General features: G+C 42.3%; 26 protein-coding genes. 11 read left to right on the top strand and 15 right to left on the bottom strand.

Annotation, left to right across the window (positions count from 1 at the left end; all coding sequences use genetic code 11):
- Positions 1-4: 4 nt before the first annotated feature.
- The 7 genes from rpsS to AC25JC_RS03040 form a co-directional block, all read right to left on the bottom strand.
- Positions 5-280, bottom strand: coding sequence for a 30S ribosomal protein S19 (rpsS, locus tag AC25JC_RS03070; RefSeq protein WP_004281508.1), 276 nt, complete (start codon positions 278-280; stop codon positions 5-7).
- Between the two features lie 19 nt (positions 281-299).
- Positions 300-1124, bottom strand: coding sequence for a 50S ribosomal protein L2 (gene rplB, locus AC25JC_RS03065; RefSeq protein WP_078189278.1), 825 nt, complete (start codon positions 1122-1124; stop codon positions 300-302).
- 11 nt (positions 1125-1135) lie between these two features.
- Complete coding sequence (rplW, locus tag AC25JC_RS03060; RefSeq protein WP_005012992.1) at positions 1136-1456, bottom strand: 50S ribosomal protein L23; 321 nt, start codon at positions 1454-1456, stop codon at positions 1136-1138.
- A complete protein-coding gene (gene rplD, locus AC25JC_RS03055; protein ID WP_078189279.1) occupies positions 1453-2055 on the bottom strand; it encodes a 50S ribosomal protein L4 in 603 nt (200 codons plus the stop codon). The genes rplW and rplD overlap by 4 nt, the downstream gene beginning before the upstream one ends.
- 11 nt (positions 2056-2066) lie before the next feature.
- The gene (gene rplC, locus AC25JC_RS03050) at positions 2067-2705 is read right to left on the bottom strand and encodes a 50S ribosomal protein L3 (protein ID WP_486923432.1); all 639 of its coding nucleotides are present in this window, start codon (positions 2703-2705) and stop codon (positions 2067-2069) included.
- Positions 2706-2764: 59 nt separating this feature from the next.
- On the bottom strand, positions 2765-3076 hold the full coding sequence (rpsJ, locus tag AC25JC_RS03045; RefSeq protein ID WP_000070912.1) for a 30S ribosomal protein S10: 312 nt from the start codon (positions 3074-3076) through the stop codon (positions 2765-2767).
- Positions 3077-3344: 268 nt separating this feature from the next.
- On the bottom strand, positions 3345-4082 hold the full coding sequence (locus AC25JC_RS03040; RefSeq protein ID WP_486923431.1) for a type 1 glutamine amidotransferase: 738 nt from the start codon (positions 4080-4082) through the stop codon (positions 3345-3347).
- Positions 4083-4240: 158 nt separating this feature from the next.
- Between AC25JC_RS03040 and AC25JC_RS03035 the strand changes: the two genes are divergently transcribed.
- The 7 genes from AC25JC_RS03035 (at position 4241) to AC25JC_RS03005 (ending at position 11624) form a co-directional block, all read left to right on the top strand.
- Positions 4241-5443, top strand: coding sequence for a PLP-dependent transferase (locus AC25JC_RS03035; protein WP_486923430.1), 1203 nt, complete (start codon positions 4241-4243; stop codon positions 5441-5443).
- A 14-nt stretch (positions 5444-5457) separates the two neighbouring features.
- A complete protein-coding gene (locus tag AC25JC_RS03030; protein ID WP_486923429.1) occupies positions 5458-7041 on the top strand; it encodes a helicase HerA-like domain-containing protein in 1584 nt (527 codons plus the stop codon).
- A gap of 150 nt (positions 7042-7191) precedes the next feature.
- The gene (gene hmpA, locus AC25JC_RS03025; protein ID WP_486923428.1) at positions 7192-8400 is read left to right on the top strand and encodes an NO-inducible flavohemoprotein; all 1209 of its coding nucleotides are present in this window, start codon (positions 7192-7194) and stop codon (positions 8398-8400) included.
- Between the two features lie 86 nt (positions 8401-8486).
- Positions 8487-8930, top strand: a complete 444-nt coding sequence (locus tag AC25JC_RS03020; protein WP_486923427.1) for an RrF2 family transcriptional regulator — start codon at positions 8487-8489, stop codon at positions 8928-8930.
- A gap of 85 nt (positions 8931-9015) precedes the next feature.
- Positions 9016-9876 carry a ribosome biogenesis GTP-binding protein YihA/YsxC gene (gene yihA, locus AC25JC_RS03015; RefSeq protein WP_180084610.1) on the top strand — a complete coding sequence of 287 codons (861 nt, stop codon included), beginning with the start codon at positions 9016-9018 and terminating at the stop codon, positions 9874-9876.
- A gap of 157 nt (positions 9877-10033) precedes the next feature.
- On the top strand, positions 10034-10978 hold the full coding sequence (locus AC25JC_RS03010; RefSeq protein ID WP_486923426.1) for a metal-dependent hydrolase: 945 nt from the start codon (positions 10034-10036) through the stop codon (positions 10976-10978).
- Positions 10979-11198: 220 nt separating this feature from the next.
- Positions 11199-11624 carry a VOC family protein gene (locus AC25JC_RS03005; protein WP_486923455.1) on the top strand — a complete coding sequence of 142 codons (426 nt, stop codon included), beginning with the start codon at positions 11199-11201 and terminating at the stop codon, positions 11622-11624.
- Here AC25JC_RS03005 and AC25JC_RS03000 read toward each other — a convergent pair.
- Together AC25JC_RS03000 and AC25JC_RS02995 are read right to left on the bottom strand one after the other, a co-directional pair.
- Positions 11621-12880, bottom strand: a complete 1260-nt coding sequence (locus AC25JC_RS03000) for a dicarboxylate/amino acid:cation symporter (RefSeq protein WP_171525930.1) — start codon at positions 12878-12880, stop codon at positions 11621-11623. The two genes, AC25JC_RS03005 and AC25JC_RS03000, sit on opposite strands and share 4 nt — an antisense overlap.
- 250 nt (positions 12881-13130) lie before the next feature.
- On the bottom strand, positions 13131-14003 hold the full coding sequence (locus AC25JC_RS02995) for an acyl-CoA thioesterase (protein WP_486923425.1): 873 nt from the start codon (positions 14001-14003) through the stop codon (positions 13131-13133).
- A 287-nt stretch (positions 14004-14290) separates the two neighbouring features.
- Here AC25JC_RS02995 and plsB point away from each other — a divergent pair, with 287 nt between their 5' ends.
- On the top strand, positions 14291-16864 hold the full coding sequence (gene plsB / locus AC25JC_RS02990) for a glycerol-3-phosphate 1-O-acyltransferase PlsB (protein ID WP_078192465.1): 2574 nt from the start codon (positions 14291-14293) through the stop codon (positions 16862-16864).
- Between the two features lie 275 nt (positions 16865-17139).
- Here plsB and AC25JC_RS02985 read toward each other — a convergent pair whose 3' ends face one another.
- Positions 17140-17484, bottom strand: a complete 345-nt coding sequence (locus AC25JC_RS02985) for a class I SAM-dependent methyltransferase (protein ID WP_486923424.1) — start codon at positions 17482-17484, stop codon at positions 17140-17142.
- 215 nt (positions 17485-17699) lie between these two features.
- On the bottom strand, positions 17700-18479 hold the full coding sequence (locus AC25JC_RS02980) for an NAD-dependent epimerase/dehydratase family protein (protein ID WP_486923423.1): 780 nt from the start codon (positions 18477-18479) through the stop codon (positions 17700-17702).
- A 59-nt stretch (positions 18480-18538) separates the two neighbouring features.
- Between AC25JC_RS02980 and recG the strand changes: the two genes are divergently transcribed.
- Both recG and AC25JC_RS02970 read left to right on the top strand, forming a co-directional pair.
- Entirely contained in the window at positions 18539-20584 is a 2046-nt protein-coding gene (recG, locus tag AC25JC_RS02975; RefSeq protein ID WP_486923422.1) for an ATP-dependent DNA helicase RecG, read from the top strand.
- A gap of 146 nt (positions 20585-20730) precedes the next feature.
- The gene (locus tag AC25JC_RS02970) at positions 20731-21363 is read left to right on the top strand and encodes a ComF family protein (protein ID WP_486923421.1); all 633 of its coding nucleotides are present in this window, start codon (positions 20731-20733) and stop codon (positions 21361-21363) included.
- Positions 21364-21406: 43 nt separating this feature from the next.
- On the opposite strand, the gene AC25JC_RS02965 is transcribed toward AC25JC_RS02970, so the two are convergent.
- Complete coding sequence (locus AC25JC_RS02965; protein WP_180173244.1) at positions 21407-21814, bottom strand: NUDIX hydrolase; 408 nt, start codon at positions 21812-21814, stop codon at positions 21407-21409.
- A complete protein-coding gene (locus AC25JC_RS02960; protein WP_180035650.1) occupies positions 21811-22419 on the bottom strand; it encodes an LOG family protein in 609 nt (202 codons plus the stop codon). The genes AC25JC_RS02965 and AC25JC_RS02960 overlap by 4 nt, the downstream gene beginning before the upstream one ends.
- 155 nt (positions 22420-22574) lie before the next feature.
- On the opposite strand from AC25JC_RS02960, the gene AC25JC_RS02955 reads away from it, so the two are divergent.
- Positions 22575-23588, top strand: a complete 1014-nt coding sequence (locus AC25JC_RS02955; protein ID WP_078189297.1) for a CorA family divalent cation transporter — start codon at positions 22575-22577, stop codon at positions 23586-23588.
- Positions 23589-23666: 78 nt separating this feature from the next.
- Here the strand turns inward: AC25JC_RS02955 and AC25JC_RS02950 are convergent, their stop codons facing one another.
- Positions 23667-23927, bottom strand: coding sequence for an STAS domain-containing protein (locus AC25JC_RS02950; RefSeq protein ID WP_218945760.1), 261 nt, complete (start codon positions 23925-23927; stop codon positions 23667-23669).
- Positions 23928-23966: 39 nt separating this feature from the next.
- A complete protein-coding gene (locus tag AC25JC_RS02945; RefSeq protein WP_078189299.1) occupies positions 23967-24602 on the bottom strand; it encodes an MlaC/ttg2D family ABC transporter substrate-binding protein in 636 nt (211 codons plus the stop codon).
- Positions 24603-24618: the final 16 nt, after the last annotated feature.

Here is a 24618-nt window from a genome sequence, read left to right as displayed (position 1 = left end):
CCTATTAACGTTTAGACTTCTTGTCAACACCGTGACCACGATAGGTACGAGTTGGCGCGAATTCACCTAATTTATGACCAACCATATGCTCAGATACAATCACTGGAACATGGTTACGGCCATTGTGTACAGAAATTGTTAGACCAACAAAATCCGGTAAGATCATCGAACGACGCGACCAAGTTTTGATCGGCTTACGGTTATTAGCCGCGATAGCCGCTTCAACCTTAGCGAACAAGTGCGCATCGACGAATGGGCCTTTTTTCAGAGAACGAGGCATTGTCAGATTCCTTTACTTGTTACTTAACGCGACGGTCGCGAATGATCATCTTAGTCGTACGCTTGTTGGTACGTGTTTTGTACCCTTTAGCTTTTTGACCCCATGGACTTACAGGTTGAATACCTTTGTTACGTCCTTCACCACCACCATGTGGATGGTCTACTGGGTTCATCGCCATACCACGTACGGTAGGACGAACGCCACGCCAGCGTGATGCACCTGCTTTACCAAGTGAACGAAGGTTGCTTTCTGAGTTAGAAACTTCACCTAACACAGCACGGCATTCAACGTGTACTTTACGCATTTCGCCTGAACGAAGACGAATGATAGCGTAAGAACCGTCACGACCCAACAATTGAGCAGATGTACCAGCAGAACGTACTAATTGTGCGCCTTTACCGATTTTAAGCTCGATGTTGTGAAGAGTAGAACCGATAGGCATGTTGCGAAGTGGCAAGCAGTTACCTGGACGGATTGGAGCATCGTTACCAGACTGAACTTGATCACCAGCGCGAAGGCCTTTAGGTGCAATAATATAGCGACGTTCACCGTCAGCATATTTCAATAAAGCAATATGAGCTGTACGGTTTGGATCGTATTCAATACGCTCAACTACAGCAGGGATGCTGTCTTTGTTACGTTTGAAGTCTACGATACGGTAGTGCTGTTTATGACCACCACCAACGTGACGAGTTGTAATGTGACCGTTGTTATTACGACCGCCAGTACGTTTTTTAGCTTCAACCAACGGAGCATATGGCGCGCCTTTGTGAAGGTGGTTATGAACCACTTTCTCTACAAAGCGACGTCCTGGAGACGTTGGCTTACATTTTTGAATCGGCATAATTTTCGTCCTTATTCCGCTGCGTTTTCAGCGGTATCGCCCAAGTCAGCCATTTCAACATCTTGGCCAGCTTTCAGGGTGACGTATGCTTTTTTAACATCAGAACGACGTCCTAATGTTTTACCAAAGCGTTTAGTCTTACCTTTAGTGATCGTTGTGTTAACTTTAACAACTTGAACACCAAATAGTTGCTCAACAGCTTTTTTGATTTCAAGTTTGTTTGCATCTAGTGCAACTTTGAACACTTGAACACCAGCAGTTTCGCCTAAAACTTGTGCTTTTTCTGAGAATACAGGTCCTTGTAGGACTTGATAGATACGTTCGTTGTTCATCCGAGTTCTACCTCAATTTTCTTAGCAGCAGCAACAGACATAACAACTTTATCGAACGCGATCAAGCTAACAGGATCGATTGCAGCAGCATCAACCACATCAACGTGTGGAATGTTGCGAGCAGCAAGATACAAGTTCTCATCAACAGCATCTGTAACGATTAATGCACGAGGTGCATTCAAGTCGTTAAGTTTTGCAAGCAATTCTTTAGTTTTTGGAGCTGCAACAGCAATCTCTTCAACTAAAACAAGGCGATCTTGACGAACAAGCTCAGCCAGGATGCATTGCATAGCACCGCGATACATTTTACGGTTTACTTTTTGAGACCAGTCTTGTGGACGAGCAGCAAAAGTTTTACCACCGCCAACCCAGATTGGGCTACGAATAGAACCAGCACGAGCGCGGCCAGTACCTTTTTGACGGAAAGGTTTTTTACCACCGCCAGAAACGTCAGCACGTGATTTTTGCGCTTTAGAACCTTGACGACCACCAGCTAAGTAAGCTGTAACAACTTGGTGTACAAGAGCTTCGTTAAAATCACGACCAAACGCAACTTCAGATAACTCAACAGCAGAGCCGGAAACAGTATTTAAATTCACGTTATTTCCCCTCAGGCCTTGATAGTAGGACGAACAGTAACGTCGCCACCAGTAGCACCAGGAACCGCGCCTTTAACAACTAGAACTGAACGTTCTGCGTCGATAGCAACGATTTCAAGACCCTGTGTAGTTACACGTTCAGCACCTAAGTGACCAGGCATTTTTTTGCCTTTGAACACGCGACCAGGAGTCTGGTTTTGACCTGTAGAACCGATAACACGGTGAGATACAGAGTTACCATGTGTAGCGTCTTGAGTACGGAAGTTCCAACGCTTAACACCACCTTGGAAACCTTTACCTTTAGATGTACCAGTAACGTCAACAATTTGACCCACTGCAAACACATCTACACCGATAGTTCCGCCAACTTCACGACCTTCAAGATCAGCTTCTGTAGCGCGAAATTCTTGAACTAGACGACCAGCAGCAACACCAGCTTTCGCAAAGTGACCTTTCTGAGCATTAGTTACGCGAGATTCGCGACGTTCACCAGTAGTGATTTGAATCGCTTGATAACCATCAGTTTCAAGCGTTTTGATTTGTGTGATGCGGTTAGGATCAACCTCAATCACTGTTACAGGTACAGAAACACCAGCATCTGTAAAGATACGTGTCATACCGCACTTGCGACCGACTAAACCAATAGCCATGTGCATAAACCTCTAAAAAAGCGGCCTAATTAACTTAGAGCGTTAATTAACCGAAAGCCTTAACCCAAAGCGATCTGAACATCAACACCAGCTGCAAGATCTAACTTCATCAATGCATCAACAGTTTTATCTGTAGGTTGAACGATGTCGATCAAACGTTTGTAAGTGCGGATCTCGTATTGGTCACGCGCATCTTTGTTAACGTGTGGTGATGTTAAAACGTTAAAACGTTCGATACGTGTAGGCATCGGGATTGGACCACAAACTTGTGCACCAGTACGTTTTGCTGTTTCTACGATTTCTTGAGCTGATTGATCAATTAAACGGTGATCAAAAGACTTAAGACGGATACGAATTCTCTGGTTAGACATACCAGTTAACTCCAAGCCAAATATATAAAGAATCACCCTTGACGCATCTCACCCCACTTTAAAAGAGGCAAGTGTCAAGAGCAGTGAAATATCACTAAGGTCACGATCGATGCCGTGACTGTCACGATGTTAACTACTTTATTCGTAGCTAACCCCCTTCATCAAAGGGTCGCTTATTATAGCTATTGTTTAATGCATAAGCAAATCCCTTTTGCTGTTTTTCTTATATTTTTCATTTTTTATGCAAGATCAATTGCTTAACTTTTAATCAACTGGCATTTTTTCTTAATACATACTCTATTGCTTGTTTTAGTATTTGATTTCCCTCAATAAATTTGTTTTTTGCGCTTTTCCGCAGATCATGTACTGGCTGTACATGTGTTCCTGAAAAAAATGCCACCTCTTCATCATTTTCCAAAAATAAATCGAGTACTTCAGGGGTAATTTCAGGATGAAATTGAAAGCCCAAAACATTTTGTCCAATTTGATACATTTGATTACGACATGCATCATTTTCCGCCAGTAATACCGCTCCTTTGGGAATTTCAAATGTTTCACTGTGCCACTGCATGACTTTAAACTCTTCAGGTAGTTTAAAACAGTCATGCGGTACGTTAGCGACCTTACGGATGGTCGTCCAACCCAATTCTTGTTGTGCATTTCGACTCACTGCACCGCCCAAAGCATTGGCAATCAATTGCCCACCTAAACAAAGCCCGATTGCGGGTTTGCCGAGTGCTAAATAGCGTCGCAGCCATCGTTTTTCTATTTTTAACCATGGGAAATTTGCCTCATCATTTACGCTCATGGTTCCACCCATAATGATAAGTAAATCGACATCTTCAACATGCGGCAAAGCCTCGAGATCTAAGGCTTGATCGACAGGTAATGCAAAGAATTCTGTGGCCGTAATTTTGGCCTGATGCTGTTTTAAAAATTCATAACAACTGCCGAACCCTTCGCCAGCAATATGCTGAAAATAATGTACTTTTAAATGCGACTTCATGCGCTAAACCTATTGTTGTTGCTCTGATATCGGTTTTGCAAGAATGAAGCCAACTTTGCTTTTCACTTAATTTTCTATACAAAAACATCGTAAATCCATGCGTTTTAGTCGTATTCTTTTGAACATTCATTATTATTTTGATCATTTCAGAGCGCCACGTGAAAAAGAATCCTCAAACCGAACTCATTCATGCACCAAGAAAGGCACCGCAATACATCAATAGTGTTCAACCTCCCCTGTTTCGTGCATCCACTATAATTTTCGAAAATACAGATGCGCTATTTAATCGCCATTGGACTGATGATTATGACTATAGCTATGGAACACATGGCACACCCACGACATTTACCCTAGGCGATCAGCTTGCTCAGATTGAAGGTGGCTTGTATCACTTATTCGCACCAAGCGGTTTGTCTGCAATTAATTTGGTCAATTCATGTTTTTTAAGTCAAGGGGATGAAGTTTGGGTCGCAGATAATATCTATGGCCCAAATATGGACCATTTACGCAATTTAGAAACCCGCTATGGCATCGTGGTCAAGGTTTATAACCCTATTGATGTCGATTCATTTAGCCCTTCAGCGCAAGCCAAGCTTATCTGGTTAGAAGCGGCGGGTTCTGTCACTTTAGAGTTTCCAGATTTAGTCGGCTTGGTCAAAAAAGCTCAAGCGCAGAACATTCTCACTGCACTGGACAATACGTGGGGCGCAGGACTTGCCTTTAATGCTTTTGATTTTAGTGCTGAGCACCTGGGTGTCGATATCAGTGTGCATGCCTTGACCAAATACCCAAGTGGCGGTGGCGATATTTTAATGGGCTCGGTAATTACACGAGATAAAAAGCTTCATCACAAACTGTTTCGTGCGCACGCCATTCAAGGCATTAGCATCTCTGGTGATGATGCCGCGCAAATACAACGCAGTCTGGCTTCTATGCGCCTGCGCTATGAACACCAGTCACAAAGTGCTTTAACTTTATTAAATTGGCTAAAACAGCAGCCAGCCTTTGTACAGGTTTTACATCCTGCTGATGAAGCTTCCGCAGGACATCAGTATTGGAAAGAAATTTGTACAGAACAAAACAGTGCCGGCTTGGTCAGCGTGATATTTAATGAAAAATATAGTTTGCAGGATGTACGCCGTTTTTGCGATGCGCTGAAACTATTTAAACTCGGTTTTAGCTGGGGTGGCCCAGTCAGTTTAGTCATGCTATATAACTTAAAAGATATGCGTGTACTCGAACATTCACATATTCAAACCGGCTTACTGGTTCGCTTTTGTATAGGACTAGAACATCCTGCAGATTTAATACAAGATATAGAAAACGCACTACAACATTTAAATAAACAGCAACTCGAATAAATACAGGAACATCTATGGGTACACCAATTATTATTGGCAAAAAGACACAAGACACCACACAAGATGTGGTGCTTCATTCACAATTTGCAAACCGCCATGGTTTGATTGCTGGGGCCACAGGTACTGGTAAGACGGTGACGTTGAAGGTGTTGGCAGAAAGTTTTTCTCGGCTGGGTGTACCTGTATTTTTAGCTGATGCCAAAGGGGATGTTTCTAGCCTTGCCAAAGCAGGTGAAAGTAATCCTAAGTTTGACGAACGAATTAAAAGTTTAAATATCGAGAGCATTCCTTTTGCTGCCTCCCCTGTGGTGTTTTGGGATTTGTTCGGTGAACAAGGACATCCCATTCGCACCACCATTTCTGAAATTGGCCCACTGCTCCTTGCCCGAATTCTCAACTTAAATGACACGCAAGAAGGTGTGTTATCTGCGGTCTTTCGTATTGCCGATGATCAGGGCTTATTGCTCATCGATTTTAAAGACTTAAAAGCCATGATCAGCTACGTCAGTGAACATGCATCCGAATTTAAAAATGAATATGGCAATTTATCACCTGCAAGCTTAGGTGCAATTCAACGTAATTTGCTCGCATTGGCAGATCAAGGGGGTGACAAGTTTTTTGGTGAGCCTGCGCTCAATATCATGGACTTTATCCAAACGGATACACAAGGTCGTGGCAACATCAACCTGCTCGCAGCCGACAAGTTAATGAATACCCCTAAGCTCTATGCGACTTTCTTACTTTGGATGCTGTCAGAACTGTTTGAACAATTGCCCGAAGTTGGAGATATGGATAAACCCAAACTAGTGTTCTTCTTCGATGAAGCGCATTTATTGTTTGATAATGCCAGCCCTGCTTTACAAGAAAAGATTGAACAAGTGGTTCGTCTGATTCGCTCTAAAGGGGTCGGCATTTACTTTGTAACGCAAAATCCACTTGACCTACCTGAGAGTGTTTTAGGACAACTGGGTAACCGTGTTCAACATGCGCTACGTGCATTTACCCCGAAAGATCAGAAAGCGGTCAAGACGGCAGCAGATACTTTTCGAGCCAATCCTGCGTTTAAAGTCGATCAAGTGATTACGGAACTGGCTGTAGGTGAAGCACTGATTAGCTGTCTAGATGAACAAGGCACACCTCAAATTGTTGAACGTGCTTGGGTGATGCCACCCTACTCTTCATTTAGCCCAATTGCTGTAGAAGAACGCAAAGCTCTGATGGCAAATAGTATTGTCGCAGGTGTGTATGACACCGAAGCAGATCGTGAAAGTGCCTATGAACTTTTACAAAATAAAGTGGCGGAGCGCCAACAACAAGCCATCCAAGCGGAACAAGATAAAATAGAAGCCAAAGAACAAGAAGCGTTGGCCAAACAACAAGCAAAAGAAGCAGATGCACTCGCCAAACAGCAAGCACGTGAACAAGAACGCCTTGCGCGCGAACAACAAAAAGAAGCTGAGCGTTCAGCCAAACAACGTGAAAAACTGATTCAAGACACGGTAGGAACTTTTGCAAAAAGTGCTGCACGCAGCTTGGGTGGGTCGACAGGTCAGAAAATCGTACGCGGTTTGCTAGGTTCACTGTTTGGTAAAAAATAATTCGCCATTACGATTATCTATGCTGAATTTATGGGATATTTTAATATCCCATATTTTTTTTATGGTTTTTACTAAAACATGTATTGCGCGGATGTATTTAAAAATGTATTTTAAATACATCTTATAAATAACAGCCATGAGAGATCAGCTATGACTCCGCAGCAAATTGACCTAGTAAAAGCTACTGTTCCTGTTCTACGTGAAAATGGTGTCGCGCTGACTGGTTACTTCTATAATCGTATGTTGGGCAATAACCCTGACCTCAAAGAAACCTTTAACATGGGACATCAGCGCAGCGGTGCTCAGGCACAAGCTTTGGCGGGTGCTGTATTGGCTTATGCTGAAAATATTGAGGACCCATCTGTACTTTTACCAGTTGTAGAATTAATTGCGCATAAACATGTGAGTCTTAACATTCAAGCTCCAGACTATAATATTGTCGGCGAAAATTTGCTGCACTCGATCAGTGAAGTATTAAGCATTTCAATGGAAGATCCACTGATTGCAGCTTGGGCAGCAGCATATGGACAATTGGCAGACTTGTTTATCAGCACTGAAAAAGCGATTTATGAGCAACATCAGCAAACTAAAGGCAGTTGGTTAGGTTGGCGTAATTTCAAAATCGCGAAAAAAGTGGCTGAAAGTGATGAAATCACCTCATTCTACCTTGAGCCTTCTGATGGTGATGATTTACCAAAATATGAAGCAGGTCAGTACATCTCTGTACGTGTATTGGTCGATGAGCTGGGTCTAAAACAACCACGTCAATATACACTGTCTACCAGCCCACAAGACAACTACTTACGTATCTCTGTAAAACGTGAAGATCAGAAAGGTGACTTGGTTCCAGGTTGGGTATCAAATACACTGCATGGCTTGGAGATCGGTTCAGAAATCGAAGTGTCTGCACCAACAGGTAATTTCTTCCTGATTGATTCACAAAAACGCAATGTCTTTATCAGTGGTGGTGTAGGTCTAACACCAATGATTGCGATGCTGAATCAGTTGGTGACTTTAGACATGCCACAACCTGTAACCTTTATCCATGCCTGCCGTAGCAAACAAGTGCATGCAATGCATAAACACATTCAGGATTTGGAAGCAAAATACCCACGTCTTAGCACTTTTACAGCGTATGAGTTCCCTCATGCTAATGATAAATTAGGTGAAGATTATGATGCTGCTGGTCGTCTAGACTTAGGCAGCATGGATACTGCACTGTTACCGATCAATGCGGATTATTACCTTTGCGGTCCAATGCCATTTATGGCTGAACAACACAAAGCTTTAATTGCTCGTGGTATTCCTGCTAGCAATATTCACAGCGAAGCTTTCGGCACTGGTGGTGTAAAACACTAACTAAGCTATTCACCTGAAATACAAAGGGTTAGTTTAGTTATGCTAGACTAGCCCTTATTTATTTCTCTCAGATTCACAGTATTATCATGCAACTCAATAAATTCACCGATTATGCATTACGCATTTTGCTCTATATCGCACGTCCTCGTGATGTGCCTTATAACATTGCTGAAATTGCAGAAGACCTGCACGTTTCGCGTAATCACTTGGTGAAAATTGTGCATTTTATGGCAAAGCAAAACTGGTTAATCACCAGCCGCGGCAAAGGTGGCGGCATCCGCCTTAACCCTGAAGCACTTGAGGCTCAGCTCGGTCAAATCGTACGGATTTTGCAAGGTAATCACCAGATTGTTGAATGCAATGACCCACCCTGCGTACTGCGCAGTCAGTGTGGTTTAAAAAGCATCTTAGACCAAGCTTTAGAACAGTTTTATCAAAGTCTCGATCAGTACAAACTTGCCGATGTCTTGCAACCAAGTAGCTCATCTAAATTTACAACACAATCTCCAATTCAAATGATCAATCTCTAATTTCACTTTGCCTGCGACAAAATTCGCTTGCCTGCCCGACTTCCTTTATAATGCGTGTTGTTAAATCAGTTATTGAAGTTGGGTTATGCATCAGCACAGAGGAAAATCACGAAACAGTAAAGCGGCCAATGCGCCGAAGCAAAAGATTACTTATGAGAAAAAAGTAGACTCTGCGATTACTGAATATGCTGTGCGCTCGCTCAACTGGCTACGCAAAGCTGAGTTCTTAATGAGTGCGCCTAAACTCAACCTCTGCGTTGAAGATACCGGCTATGAAATTGCCTTTGCTGGCCGCTCTAATGCGGGTAAGTCAAGTGCCATTAATGCGCTCACCAACCAAAAACAATTGGCACGTGCGTCGAAAAAACCGGGTCGTACCCAAATGATCAACTTTTTCAGTCTAGGAAATCCTGATCAACGTTTGGTCGACTTACCGGGTTATGGCTATGCCGCTGTACCTGAAGCGATGAAAATCGTGTGGCAAAAAGAGTTAGAAAACTATCTAATACACCGTGAAAGTTTACAAGGTCTTGTTCTGTTGATGGATATCCGTCATCCACTACAACATTTTGACGTCATGATGTTGGAATGGGCACATTCACGTAAATTGTTCGTGCATGTACTGCTCACCAAATCAGATAAATTAAACCGTGGCCCAGCCTCTAAAGCACTACAAGAAGTGAAAGCGGCATTGAAAAAAATGAAGCTGAACTTCTCTATCCAATTGTTCTCATCATTGAATAAACAAGGTTTAGAAGAGTTAGCGAGTGTCATGGCGGGTCGTCTAAACTTCACTCTAGAGCAATCCACAGAGTTTGATCTCGACAGCATACCTGAAGCATCGGAAGATGATATTGAAATCGATGTGGACGCGGAAGCATTCAATGACTTCCACACTACATCTGAAGATTTACCCCAAGCTGAAGACAAAAAATCAGACCACTAATCCATTATTTTTAAAGTCAGCGCAAGGATGATTGTCTGACAAAAAGTATCATCTGAAGATAATGAAATGTCCTGTATTGCTAATCACAATGCAGGATTTTTTTTGGATACTGAATAAATCAGATGTGTACTCGATCACATAAAAACAAGGATAGGTCATGAAATTACTCTCCCGCTTGAAAAACACAAAACTTGGATCATCAATCGAATATAAAATTAAGCCACGTAAAGTGAAATTTGAGTGGCAAGATACTCAAGTTGACTGGGTGCCTAACCAACCTTTTGTCAGCTATTTTATTAATGAAATTAATATGATCTTACCGGCAGGTGAATTTTGGTTTTGCCGTCTGTATAACAAAGTATTGCCACAAATTAGAGATGAAAAATTAGTAGAGGACGTTAAAGCATTTATCCGCCAAGAAGCCATGCATGCTCAGGCACATAACTCTGCTAATAAAGAATACTTATCTCAGCGTAATATCAGTATTCAACGCAACCTTGAGATCATGGACTTTCTCTTTGGCAAACTGCTTGCGGACCAACCTCTAGGGCTCAACGTACCCAAAGCCTTGGATCATCAATGGGATCTCTTTCGTTTAGGGGTGATTGCAACAGTTGAGCACATGACCTGTGTACTAGGCAAATATGCTTTATACAACAAAGAGTGGGAACGACTAGGCGCTGATCCGAATATGCTCGATCTAGTAAAATGGCATGGTGCAGAGGAAATAGAACATCGTACCGTGGCTTTTGATTTGTATCGTCATCTCGGTGGGGGCTATATTTCTCGCTATTATCAAAGTGTGATCGTGATTGCAGCCGTACTTGGTCTATGGGTCGATGGTGCAGCACATATCATGCAGCAAGACTCGCGCTATGCATCGATTAAACCTGCCGTATATAAACCGTGGATTTGGCGTGAATGGGCGCGTATCGCGCAAAAAGACAATCGCTTATTGCCACATCCACTTTGGTTAGTGTCACAGCAATTGGGGTATTTAATGCCTTGGTACGATCCTGTACATGAAGCAAAAACTGAAGATGCTATTGCATACCTCGACAACTCTCCTGCTGCAAAACGTGCCGCACTGAAAGTTGCATAAACACCATTTAAAATCTGTATTAAGCAGGGTTCGCCCTGCTTTTTAGTGCTCACTTCCATTACGCTCCATTTTTTTTATTGCGCAATCAACACACTCAAGATGGATAGGATCGTAAGTTCGAGGTTTAAAGTATAGTTCTTCCGAACTCCCTATTCTCTTTAAAATGCATTTATATTCAGCCTCATCCTAAAATAAAAATACATCGTTCAGGAGCATCTCCCTGCACGCTCACATCTCCGTCATTACACTGGCCGTGAATGATTTACATTCTGCATTTGCGTTTTATCAGGAGGGTTTAGGTCTAAATAGCGCAGGGATTATTGGGACTGAATTTGAACATGGCGCTGTGGCATTTTTTGATTTACAACACGGTTTAAAGCTCGCACTCTGGCCGCAAGATAGCCTTAGTCATGACACAGACATCAATACATCAGTATTTTGTCCAACTCAAATGTCTCTTGGTCATAACGTCAACAGTCCCGCAGCCATCGATCAAATCATGCACCAAGCCCAACGCGCAGGTGCAAAAACAATTAACCCCGCACAGCCCACGTTTTACGGTGGTTATGCAGGCTATTTTCAAGACTTAGACGGGCATCTGTGCGAGATCGTCTACACCCCACATTTTAGCTCTTTATGTGCTTAATTCGACAACGCTGGTTCATCTACATCTCGCGTATGACGATCAACCACTACACTAATCATCATATCGCCCTGTACGTTCACCACAGTCCGTACCGTATCTAAGAGTCGATCTATCGGCAGTAAAATCGCAATCGCTTCTGCAGGGAGTCCGACTGATTGTAAAACCATAATCATTGTCACCATTCCAGCGCTTGGAATGCCCGGTGCGCCGAGTGACGCAATCATGGCGGTTGCACAAACAATTAACTGCTGACCCAAGGTTAAATCCAAGCCCATCAAGTTGGCAATAAACAAGGCAGCAGCAGCTTCATACAGCGCCGTACCATCCATATTCAACTGCGTGCCCAAAGGAATTACAAAACCTGCTGTTTGAGGACGGACACCTAAATTTTCCTGCGCACATTTCATCGAGAGTGGCATCGTTGCTGAACTTGAACTGGTTGCAAAAGCAGTGATTAAGGCAGCTCGTGTTCCTCTAAAAAATGTCAGTGGGCTCATTTTCCCAAAGATCCAAAGCAGCAGAGGTAACACCACTGCCCCATGGAAAATCGTCGTCCCTGTGACTACGGCAGCAAACTCCGCGAGGCGACTCAACACCGAAATATCTTCTGTAGCAATCAATTTAGCCAATAATGCAAAAATACCAATCGGTGCAAGCTTCATCACCCAGCCGATAATCATCATCATGATGTCAAAAAATTGCTGACTGAGCTTTCTCACACTTCGAAATTTTTCACCGCCTTTAACCAAGGCCACACCGAGAAATAGTGAAAACACCACAACTGCGAGTACGTTGCCATCACTAAAGGCTTTAAACGGATTAATCAGTGTATTTTGAATAAAATTGGTAAAGAATGAACCTGCTGTGAGGGTGTCAGGGCTCTGATGCTGTTGCATTGCATCTTGGAACATGACGATGTCCACGCCCTGCCCGACTTTAAAAATATGCGCGCATGCTAGACCCAAGATCAGTGCCAAAGTTGTGGTAGTGACGCAGCACGCTAAGGTAATTTTCCACGTTCGACTCAGCTGACCACCCGCTTGTAAATTCGATACCCCTACCACAATCGAACTAAAGATCAACGGAACCAAGATCATTTTCAGCAAGCCAATAAAAATACTACTGGCAATCCCCAAGCCATACAGGCTGGCAGACAAAAACTGCGTCTCTGGAAACTGAATTAATAAAAAGCCAAATGCCACACCCAATATTGCGGCAATTAAAATCTGCGTATTTAAGCTCATTGTGCCTTGCATTTATCATCCTTTATTCAGGCACTATGCCATGCGACCCATTGAGAATCGAGGAATTTTTTGTCACATGTACTGCTACAATTCTGCAAAGCATGTATTCAACCCAATTCAATTAGTACTGCACCCTAATAAGATAACTCGATTCCGTGAGTAGTTGCATAACCCAAAATTGACGGACATAAAAAAACCGAATCAGAAGATTCGGTTTTTTCCAGTATTCAGCTTTTACGACTTAACACATAGTGCTCAAAACTTATTGGGTTTCAATTTCGCGTAAACGGATCAAGCCTTCTTGTGTCGTACTACAGACCAACTCACCGTTTTGCCACATGCGACCGAAATTTAGACCACGTGAACTGGCACTGACGGTGGCATCCATGTCATAAAGCATCCACTCATCCACACGGAATGGCTTATGGAAATACATGGCATGGTCAATACTCGCACACTGCAAACTTGGTGATAAATAACTTAAACCATGTGGACGTAGTGCAGTCGTCATCAGCGTAAAGTCTGAATAGAATGCCGCAATAGCCTGATGTAAAGAGATGTCATCAACATCGGCAGCAATCGTATCATGGGTACGAATATAGTGTGCATACGATGGCGCAGCAGGCTGCGGTTGGTACGGGTTTTGTGGATCAATCGGGCGAATTTCTACGTGACGGTCGCGCATAAAAGACGCACGGACGTTTTCAGGGACAAACTCCACCATCATTCGTTTTAGCTCAGCTTCAGATTTTAAATCCTCTACAGCTGGATATTCTGGCTCTGCAACTTGGTAGTTCAACCCTTCTTCTTGCTCTGCAAATGACACCATACACATAAAAATGGTTTTACCATGTTGAATCGCACGAACCTGACGACTCACAAAACTTCGTCCATCGCGAATACGATCCACTTCATAAACGATTGGTGCATTGATATCACCGCCAAATAAGAAATAGGCATGTAAAGAATGAGCAGGTCGATCTGTCGTATAAGATGCCGCACGTAGCGCCTGACCTAAAACCTGTCCGCCAAAGACACGTTTCCCGACCAAATTTCGGCTTTGCCCACGAAAAATATTTTCTTCTAATTTTTCAAGACTGAGTAAATCAACCAACTCTTGTGTTAAGGCATTCATAACAAACCTATCTATCATTCGGGATTAAGCTAATGCAGGCAACATCAACAGATGTTTAAATATATTTTCCATTTTGCCATAAATCCAGACTAAAACCCTAAAGATTCGCTGACTGATCTGTCACCTTGCTGATGCAATATAACTGCTAAAAATACGTTTTTTAACGATAAAATCTTACAATATCTATGCAATTTGTCAGAAAATGACATACAGTTTTTAAGTACAATTACGCAGAATAGATTCCCCTCAGAATCTCTGTGGTTTGGTCATGAAAAGTAGGAGTTTGTATGTCCAAGAGCGGCTTTGGTCAGATGTATCGAAAGCTTTCGAGTAAACTGCTTGACCTTGTGGTAACACCGCATGTTTTAGGTGAAGTCCCTGTAGAACCTGTAGTGACTGAAACCGATACAGATACCGGCGTACAGACAACGAAAATTACCTGCTACGTTCTGCAAAATCATTCACGGAGTAATGCTTTAATTGTCGACGGTGAAACCCGTCGTTTAAAGCTACACCCTGCACTCGACCCAATGACAGTGGGTACGCAAACAGAAAAAGCCTCTGTGGTGTTTTTACAACATCATGATGAAGACAATTTACTCAATCCACCGCCACATGCCTTTCCACCTCGTTTATTACGTTTAATTGAGGTTTTGGAAAAAAATCCTGATGCGGATGTTGAGCTCGTTCCTGTAACCGTGCTGTGGGGCCGTGAACCCGATAAAGAAGATTCTTGGTTTAAATTATTATTTACCGATACATGGTCTACACCAAGCAAAGTGAAGCAGCTGGTCAATATTGGTTTGCACGGTCGTCAATCGTACCTTGAATTCCATGAACCACAGTCTTTGCGTCGTTTGGTTGAATATGCCAAAACTACACATCCGAACCTGTCACCTGCGACTTATATTGTCAGCACACTGAATGATTATTTAGATGCACAGCGTGAAGTGGTTTTGGGGCCGGATTTATCTGACCGTCGTAATGTGATGCACGGCCTGATCAAATCTACGGATGTGCAAGATGCGATTCGTCGTGAAAGCATTCGCAGTAAAATCAGTATGGTTGAAGCTGAACGTCGTGCGATTGGTTATTTAAATGAAATCGTTTCTGACTATTCTGCATCAACAGTACGTTTTGCTGACTTAGCACTGACTCGTCTGTGGACACAGCTTTATGATGGCGTCGAAGTGCATAACTTCAGTACCGTTCGTGAACTGGCCAAAGACTACGAGATCATTTACACCCCATGCCATCGTAGTCATATCGACTATTTATTATTGTCATATGTGATCTATAAACGTGGCTTGATGGTGCCGTACATTGCTGCGGGCGATAACTTAAACATGCCATTTGTCGGGCAAATTTTACGTGGCGGCGGCGCGTTCTTTATTCGTCGTTCATTCCGTGGCAATGGTCTCTACACCACCGTATTTAAAGAATACCTCTACAGTATTTTGGCGCGTAATACGCCGCTGGAATACTTCATCGAAGGTGGGCGTTCACGTACCGGTCGTTTATTACCACCGAAGACCGGCATGCTCGCCATGACTGTCCATGGTCATTTACGTAATCCAGCCAAACCGATCGTGTTCTTACCGACCTATATTGGTTATGAGCGTTTAATGGAAGGTGCGACCTACGTTGGTGAAATGAATGGTAAGCCAAAAGAAGGCGAATCAATCATCGGGATTATGAAAACCCTGCGTAAGATTGAACGTATTTTCGGTAAAGTTCATTTGAATTTTGGTGAGCCGGTTTTCCTTGATGATATGTTGAAACAGCATAATGCAAGCAACATCAAAATCGAGAAAAATGACGACCCAATTCCGCCAGAAGTTTCGGATGCCATTAACAGTTCTGCACACGTGATTTTAGAAAATATTAACCGTGCAGCAGTGGTGAACCCAGTTTCATTGCTTTCACTGATTTTATTGGCAACATCTAAACATACTTTAGATGAAGAGATTTGCATTAAGCAGTTAGATACCTATCGCGATCTTTTAACTGCCTTACCTTACGATGAGCGCATGCAAGTGACACCGCTGTCAGGTAAAGAAATCATTGCTTATGGTTTAAAACTCAAGCTGATCAAACGTGTTAATCATGTCCTTGGCGATATTATTGCCATTGCTGATAATCAAGCGGTGCTGTTAACCTACTTCCGTAACAACATCCTGCACGCATTTATTTTGCCATCACTCATTGCCGCTTTGGTTGAACATAATGGTTCTATTCGCCGTGGTGATTTGATTAATGTCATTCGTACACTGTATCCGTTCTTAAAAGCTGAGTTATTCCTCAAGTGGAATGATGAAGAGATTAAAGATCAGATCTGTGCGTATGCAGAAGTACTGATCAAAGCCAAGCTAATTTCTGAAGATGCAGAAGGCAACCTGATCTCCCCTGCGCCTAACTCAGAGCAGCACAATCAGTTAGTGGTCTTGGCTGCACCTGTGATGCAAAGTCTAGAACGTTACTACATGACTTTGGCTTTAATCACACAACGTGGTTCAGGCAATATCTCGACGCGTCAGGTTGAAGAACTCAGTCACTTGGTTGGTCAACGTCTATCTGTGTTGTATGAATTTAACTCGCCAGAGTTCTTTGATAAGGCCTTATTCCAAAGCTTTATTAAAGTCTTAACCCAACAAGGTTATATCAGCACCAATGAAAACAATGCCATTGTGTTTGATGAAAATTTCCAAAATGTTGCGCAATATGCCAACCTCGTTTTGGATGATGTGACCCTGCAAATGTTGCAGCACATTACAACCTTTAGTGATGAAGAGTTAAAAGAAGCACTTGATAAAGTGGCTGCTGAACAAGCTAAAAAACGTTTGAAACGTAAGAAAAAATAAACCGTTCTGATTTTTTCGCCATAAAAGCGGAAGAAGATGAGCAAAATCAGGGACAAGTTGTAAAAAGCTTGTCTCTTTTTTTTGGACTATACAAAAGTATTTAATATTTTCTTTTTTAAAATTAAGGTATGTACATTCCAAAATTTTGGAGTTCCATTGGCTAGCGGTTTATTGCCTTTAAATTCATTGATATAAATAATATCAAAGTCCGCATCAAACAATTGTTTAAGTTCTTCCTGTTCAAAACCTATAAATTTTTCAGAAAAATTATTTACTCAATCATCATCTTTCCCTAACAGTTGTATGAGTAAGATGCCTTGCTCACTTAAGGATTCCTGCATTTTCTTTAAAACACTTTCAAGCGAATCCGTAGAACAAAAAAATAAACTGAATAAAGCAATAATTAAACTAGCTTTAGGAAAGCTATAGTCTTCAAAGGCCTGATTAGAAAATAAAAAATTCTTATTGTCTTTAAATTTACTTAGACAGATATTTTTAGCGTCAACAGATGGATCAAATGCATATACTTTAAAATGATGACGGAGTAGAAATGATGATTCATTTCCTGCACCACAACCACAATCAATCGCGATCTTTGGTAAATTCTCAAAATAACTCAAAGCTTTTTCCAAAATCGGTTTATGGGGGTAGATTCTGAGTAAGTTCAGCAAATGATTTTGTCATTATTTAAATTTTATCCTTTGAGATCCATTCGAAAATTTGAACAATACATGTTGTAAAAGACCTATTTTATTCATTTATAGAATTTCTTTTAATACTCACCAAGCTACACTGAATTTTATACATCCCCCCAATTTTACAGTACACATCACAATCAATCGTGCGCTAACTTAAAACCACTCTCCATCATCCGCATTGCATAAATTTTTTTACCTGTTTCTACTTCACTCTCTAAAACCAATTCGGGTAAATGCATAGCTCTTTGCAAATCCAAGATTCGCTCATGCAAAGGTTGAGGTTGGTTATTAGTACAAATATATGATTTTTCATGATGTTCCACGTGAAGTAGATGACACAGAAATTTTGCCAAATCATCGATATGTATTCGATTTGACCAATGGATATTTGGATAGTGATGAGTCGTTTCTGCCAGTTTCTGCATTCGTGTTGTCGATGTGCCATAAATCCCAGATGGACGTACGATCACGCATTCGGTAGGAAATGCTTGTGAGTAGTGATGCTCCATTTCAAGTAACAACATCCCCTGCTCATCGATCGGTTGTGGCACAGTGTCATCATCAATGCGCTCCCCCGCATGCTCACCATAGACACGAGTGGACGACACCACGATTAAACGTTGTATTGGATGACTTGCTAATGCTTGAACAATCGGCTGTACAGAATCGACATAAGTGTATCGATAAGCATCCACAGCATTGAATTGAGCATGACGTGCAGGAGCCAAAAGAACATAGACAGCATCAATCGGTTGAACCTGCGATAAATCCAGTTGGTGAACATCTTGGATTAAATGTTCTGCAAAATCATCCTCTTTCGCACTACGACTCACTGTGGTAATTTGGTGACCTTGCTGAAATAATTGTTTAGCAACACGTTGCGATGTTTTACCATAACCGATAAATAGAATATGCATCAAACGACCTATTCTCAGAACTGATCCATTTAGATCATATAAACCGAAGTTGAGGGGACATGGCTGCCGTCCATCAATTGCAAGGGGTTGGCAATGCCGCCGCTGCTTTACTTGAAAAACTAAATATTTTCACGACAGATGATCTTTTGTTTCATCTGCCACGCGACTATGAAGATCGTAGCACGATCATCCCCATGAACCAATTGACCGTGGGTCGAAGTTATTTACTAGAAGGCACGGTCAAAAGTATCGACTTTCCACCCGGAAAGCGTAAATCGATGGCTGCCCTACTGGATGACGATTGTGGCAAAGTTACTTTACGTTTTTACCATATTTACAAAGGCATTACTGATCGGGTGAAACCAGGGAATCGTTTACGGATTTTTGGTGAAGTCCGTGTTGGTGCTCGTGGCTTAGAAATGTATCATCCTGAACTACAGGTGATTACTGAACACACACCTTTACCACAAACCCAACTCACTGCGATTTACCCCGCAACCGAAGGCTTAACGCAGTCCAAACTGCGTGAATATGTCAAACAAGCACTACAGTTATATAGTGATGACTTACCTGAATTATTGCCAGAAAAATTCACCAATGGCTATGCACTAAAACAGGCTTTGGACTATATTCATCATCCCCCTGTCGATGCCAATATGTTGCAACTGAGCCAAGGTTCTCATCCTGCACAGCAACGTTTAATTTTCGAAGAATTGGTTGCCCATCAGGTCAGTTTGCTTAGCCGCCGTGCTTATATTCAACAAATCGAAGCACCGTCTTTCTCTGCAAGTAAGAACTTCACCAAACAACTTTTAAGTACGCTGCCATTTGAAATGACCGGCGCACAAAAACGTGTGTCCAAAGAAATTGCGGTCGATCTGAAAAAGAACAAACCTATGCTGCGACTCGTACAAGGCGATGTAGGTGCAGGTAAAACATTGGTTGCAGGCGTTGCAGCCTGTCATGCGCTTGAGGAAGGTTGGCAAGTGGCCATGATGGCGCCGACAGAAATTTTGGCCGAACAACATTATCTAAATTTCAAAAAATGGTTTGAGCCGATGGGGCTGACCGTGTCTTGGCTTTCAGGCAAGCAAAAAGGTAAAGCTCGAGCTGCGGCAGAACAAAGTATTCAAGATGGTTCAGCCAATTTAGTGGTCGGCACGCATGCTTTATTTCAAGACAATGTTCAATTTGCCAAATTGGGTTTAGTGATTATTGATGAACAACACCGTTTTGGTGTCGATCAGCGTTTAGCACTTCGAAACAAAGGTATCAATGGCATGACACCGCATCAACTGGTGATGACAGCAACCCCTATTCCTCGTACCTTGGCCATGTCGGCTTATGGCGATTTAGATACCTCCGTCATTGATGAACTGCCACCCGGTCGTACACCGATTCAAACAGTCACTATTCCACTTGACCGTCGTGAAGAAGTGCTACAGCGGATTGCCAGCAATTGTGCTGAAGGTAAACAAGCCTATTGGGTCTGTACCTTAGTTGAACAATCAGAAACTTTAGATGCTCAGGCCGCTGAAGCGACTTTTAATGAAATTAAAGAACGCTTTCCAGACCTCAATATTGGTCTTGTTCACGGCAAAATGAAGGCCGATGAAAAACAAGCAGTGATGCAGCAATTTAAAAATAATGAATTGCAATTACTGATTGCAACCACAGTGATTGAAGTTGGTGTTGACGTCCCGAATGCCTCAATCATGGTAATTGAAAATGCAGAGCGTTTAGGGCTTTCACAATTGCATCAGCTACGTGGTCGTGTAGGACGTGGTGCCAAAGCCAGTTTCTGTGCCTTGCTGTATAAAAATCCCTTATCGCAAAATGGGCAAGAGCGTTTACGTATCATGCGCGAGACCAATGACGGCTTTATTATTGCTGAAAAAGATTTGGAAATTCGCGGCCCCGGTGAACTCCTCGGCACTAAACAAACGGGCGATATGGGCTTTCGTGTAGCAAAATTAGAGCGAGATGACCATTTACTCAATCAGGCTCACTATGTGGCTCAACAAGTCCTGAATGACTATCCTGCACAGGCTCAAGCGCTTTTAAAACGATGGCTGCCGGAAGCTCCTCGATACGCCTATGTATAATAATTATTAGGATGACAGATCGATCATCCTAATTATACAGATTGGCTTGAACCAATAAGCTTGTCGAACAGGTTGCTGTGGTGTTGTGATTGCACTTCACCACGAACTGTGCAAAATACTCAAAAAAGAATGATTAGAATAAAAACATGCTCCAATCTATCCAACACTTCATCCAAAAAGGAATACAGAACGTTTCCCCTTGCCTGCTCTGCGGTATCGATCGACAACAACATCATTCGCTTTGTACCGACTGCTGGGCACAACTGCCTTGGTTTAAACAAATGGTTAATCGCCATGAACACAGCATCTCTTGTGCCTTTCACTATGATTTTCCAATAGATCGCATCATCCAAAGCTATAAGTATGAGCAACAATTGCACTATCAAAATGTACTGGCACAGAGCCTTTTAAGCATGCGCTTAGCTCGAGTTCAGGCCATTGTTCCCATGCCTATTTCAGTTGAACGCCTCAAGGACCGTGGATACAACCAAATGCTGCTCGTTGCACACATGATGGCAAAGCAATTGCGCATCCCTGTTTGGCAACCAGTGATTCGTCAAGCACAGCACGCTCAAAAAGGTTTAAGTCGGCTAGAACGCCTAGAAAATATCGAACAGCAATTTATTATCAACCCAACTGAAAAACGCCGTTTCCGTAAAGTCCTCATTATCGATGATGTAGTCACCACAGGGAGTTCAATCCATGCATTAAGCAAGCTGTTACATCAGCTACATTGCACGCAGGTATATGCCGCATGCATTGCTGCGGCACAGCCTTAGTTTCAAACATCAACCTCTAAAGAAAATGAACAAGCGAAGCGGTTTAGCTTTCAGCAAGAGATCGAGTCTGCTGCTTCACCCAAGGAATCACCACCTCACGTGTTAAAGGGGCGAGTTTTGTTTGTGTATCATCCAAGCTGACCCATTGCATCGCTGCAATTTCCGCATCAATTTTCGGTTCACCTTGCAACTGGACCAGATAGACATAACTCACCAGTAGATGATCTGCTTCGTTCGCAGCGGCCGTTTCAAAACGGCCAATGAATTGTTCAATCTGCGCAGCGCAGCCAATTTCTTCCTGAATTTCACGTAGCATGGTGATTTCAGGAGCTTCATGGGGTTCTAATTTTCCACCTACTTGCATAAAGAATGCCGTGTGTTTTTTACGAACCACTAAAAGTTCATGCTGTTCATTTAAAATAATGGCTGCGGCAACAGTGATAATTTTCATCTATCTTGTTCCAAATCGGCGATAAAGGCTGTACGTTCAACCATGCCCCATTTCGGCTCTGGCGCAGTGAAATGTTGAAACTGCTCAACAATCGTTTCAATATTATCTTCTGCAATTAAGCCTTCGATAAAACGTGGATGGGTAAAGCCTTTTTCTGCAGTTGTTTTCAGAAAATTCAATAAATCGTCATAAAAACCATCTACATTGAGAAAGGCACATGGCTTTAAATGAATGCCCAATTGCGCCCACGTCCACTGCTCAAAAATTTCCTCTAAAGTCCCTGCTCCACCTGGAATCGCCACAAAACCATCCGAGAGTTCAGACATTTTAGTTTTCCGTTGTTGCATATTTTCTACCACATGCAATTCGGTTAAATCTGGATGTGCCAATTCTTTATCGACCAGGACTTTTGGAATCACCCCAATGACTTGCCCGCCTGCATGCAAAGCACTATCTGCCACAACCCCCATCAAACCTGAACGACCACCACCATAGACTAATGTAATACCTTGGGCCGCTAAATGACGACCGACTTTTTCAGCCACCTGTAAATAGGCAGGATTGTTACCAAGGGCGGAACCACAGAAAATTGCGATAGATTTCATTTATAATCACCATCAGATCAGGAACGCTATGCTGGAAAAATCAACTTTAAACAGATTTTTTCATAAATTAAGCATTAGAACAGTGTTTTTCAGCAAATCCTTGTCTAAAATACACCCATTCATTTTTAACTTACTGCGTAAGGGGAAAAGACAACATGCTTGAAGCCTTTTACGCGACAGAGCGCGGTAGCTTAGAAGATGTCACCATCAATGGTGACTTCGATTTACATCAGGATTTAGTCTGGCTCGATCTCATTGCCCCGTCTCAGGAAGAACAGCAATGGATTATGGATGCCTATGATCAAAATTTACCCACATTAAAATCATTAGAAGATATTTCGTCGAGTGCACGATTCTACCGTGATGACGACGGTATTTTGCACATCAGCACCTATTTTTTAACGAAAAATAAAAATTTTCAGGTCGATGGCGAACCCGAAGAAAATGCTAGCACCTTAGCTACCGTGCAGACAGTTGCCTTTATTTTGCATAAAGAGCGCTTATTCACTTTACGGGGTGAAAAGCTGGTGGCTTTCCGTGCCTTTCGTGCCCGCGCGCGTCGTAACGATTATGAAATTGACTATAAAGATCCAACTTGGATTTTATTGGGTCTTTTAGAAGCCAAACTCGATGAACTTGCGGATATCTTGGAAGATATCCACAAGGACTTAGAAAAGTATTCCACAGAAGTACTGAATAACCGTCATCGTGAGATGATTTTAGACTTAGATGACATGATTACCCGACTTGCGCATTTAGAAGATATGCTCGGGAAAGCTCAGCTGTGTCTGATCGATTTACGTCGTGTTCTCACCTTCCTATCACGTCCTCGCGCCTTGGGCAGTCATATTTATGATGCCGACATCCGAGAACTCAGTGAAGACGTGCGCTCTCTTGTTGAGCATGATGCCTTCTTGTTCCAAAAGGTTCGATTCTTACTGGATACCACTTCTGGGTTCATTAACACCGAACAGAACGATACAATTCGTCGATTCTCGATTTTACCAAGTATGCTTGCGCCACCGATGTTAGTAGCTAGCGTCTATGGAATGAACACCGATGTACTGCCATTCGCGCATGGTACAACCAGTTTTATCGTGGTCAGCTTAATCATCGTGGCATTCTTTATTGGCCCATTGATGTACTTCCGCTGGAAGAAATGGATTTAATCCGTTCCTATTGCGTAGACTTGCGAGAGTTTCTTATCCCGCTAAAATAAAAAAAGCACCTTATGGTGCTTTTTTTATTTAGATCAATTGCAAGTCATGCTCAAGATGACAGGCTTGAATAATCTTCATCATTTTTTCAGGGACTGCTTTAAACTGTAAACCTTGCGCTTTTGGCGTTTGACGTAACCAACGGACCAAAACAGCTAAAGCCAAAGTACTGCCATGCTCAAGCTCAGCAAGATTGACCACTAAGGGAAAAGCTTGCTGTTGTTGAATCAATTTCAAGCCGTCTTGATAATACAATTCGGCATTGTTGTAATCGATTTTGCCTGAAACCATCAATTCTTGTTGATGAAGTTTAATCACACATCACCTATTTTATTTTTTCTTGTCTAATGCTGCATCAGCATCAGGTTTGAAGTTCGCAATTGCTTTATCAATGTTACCGCCATTACGTTTTACAGTCGCCGCAAACTGATTACGGAATTGTAAGCCTAGGTCAATACCCGAAACATTGATATTACGGATTTTCCATTGTGAACCTTTATCCGCCAACTGGAAAGAAACTGGAATTTTTTCACCGTTGTTATGGAAATCAATCGTTACAACAGGGTTCTTACTGTTCGATGCTTTATATGGACGCATACTATATGTTTGGTTACTAAACTTGGCAAAAGCTGAACCATAGTTTTCGATCAGTGTTGCACGGAAGTTACGTTCAAACTGCGCACGTTGAGCCGCTGAGCTGTATTGATTCGTTGCATACGTACCCATCACGATACGTGTGAACGCTTGTGAATCGATATACGGGTCTAAGTTTTGACGAACAATCGTTTTCACAGCCGCAGGGTTATTTTGTAGTTTTGCGTGGTCTGCTTTTAAACGTGTAATGAGGCCATCAGCCACTTTTTTTACAAATGCAGGTGGTGCTTCGCTTGGAGCAGCAAAAGCTGTACCTGCCATCATAGTTGATAAGATACTTGCTGTAAGCGTATGTTTTAACAATGTGTTCACTTAATTTCTCCTAAAA

Source organism: Acinetobacter sp. P37 (genome assembly GCF_057480965.1).
This window is presented reverse-complemented; position numbering and strand designations above follow the sequence as displayed.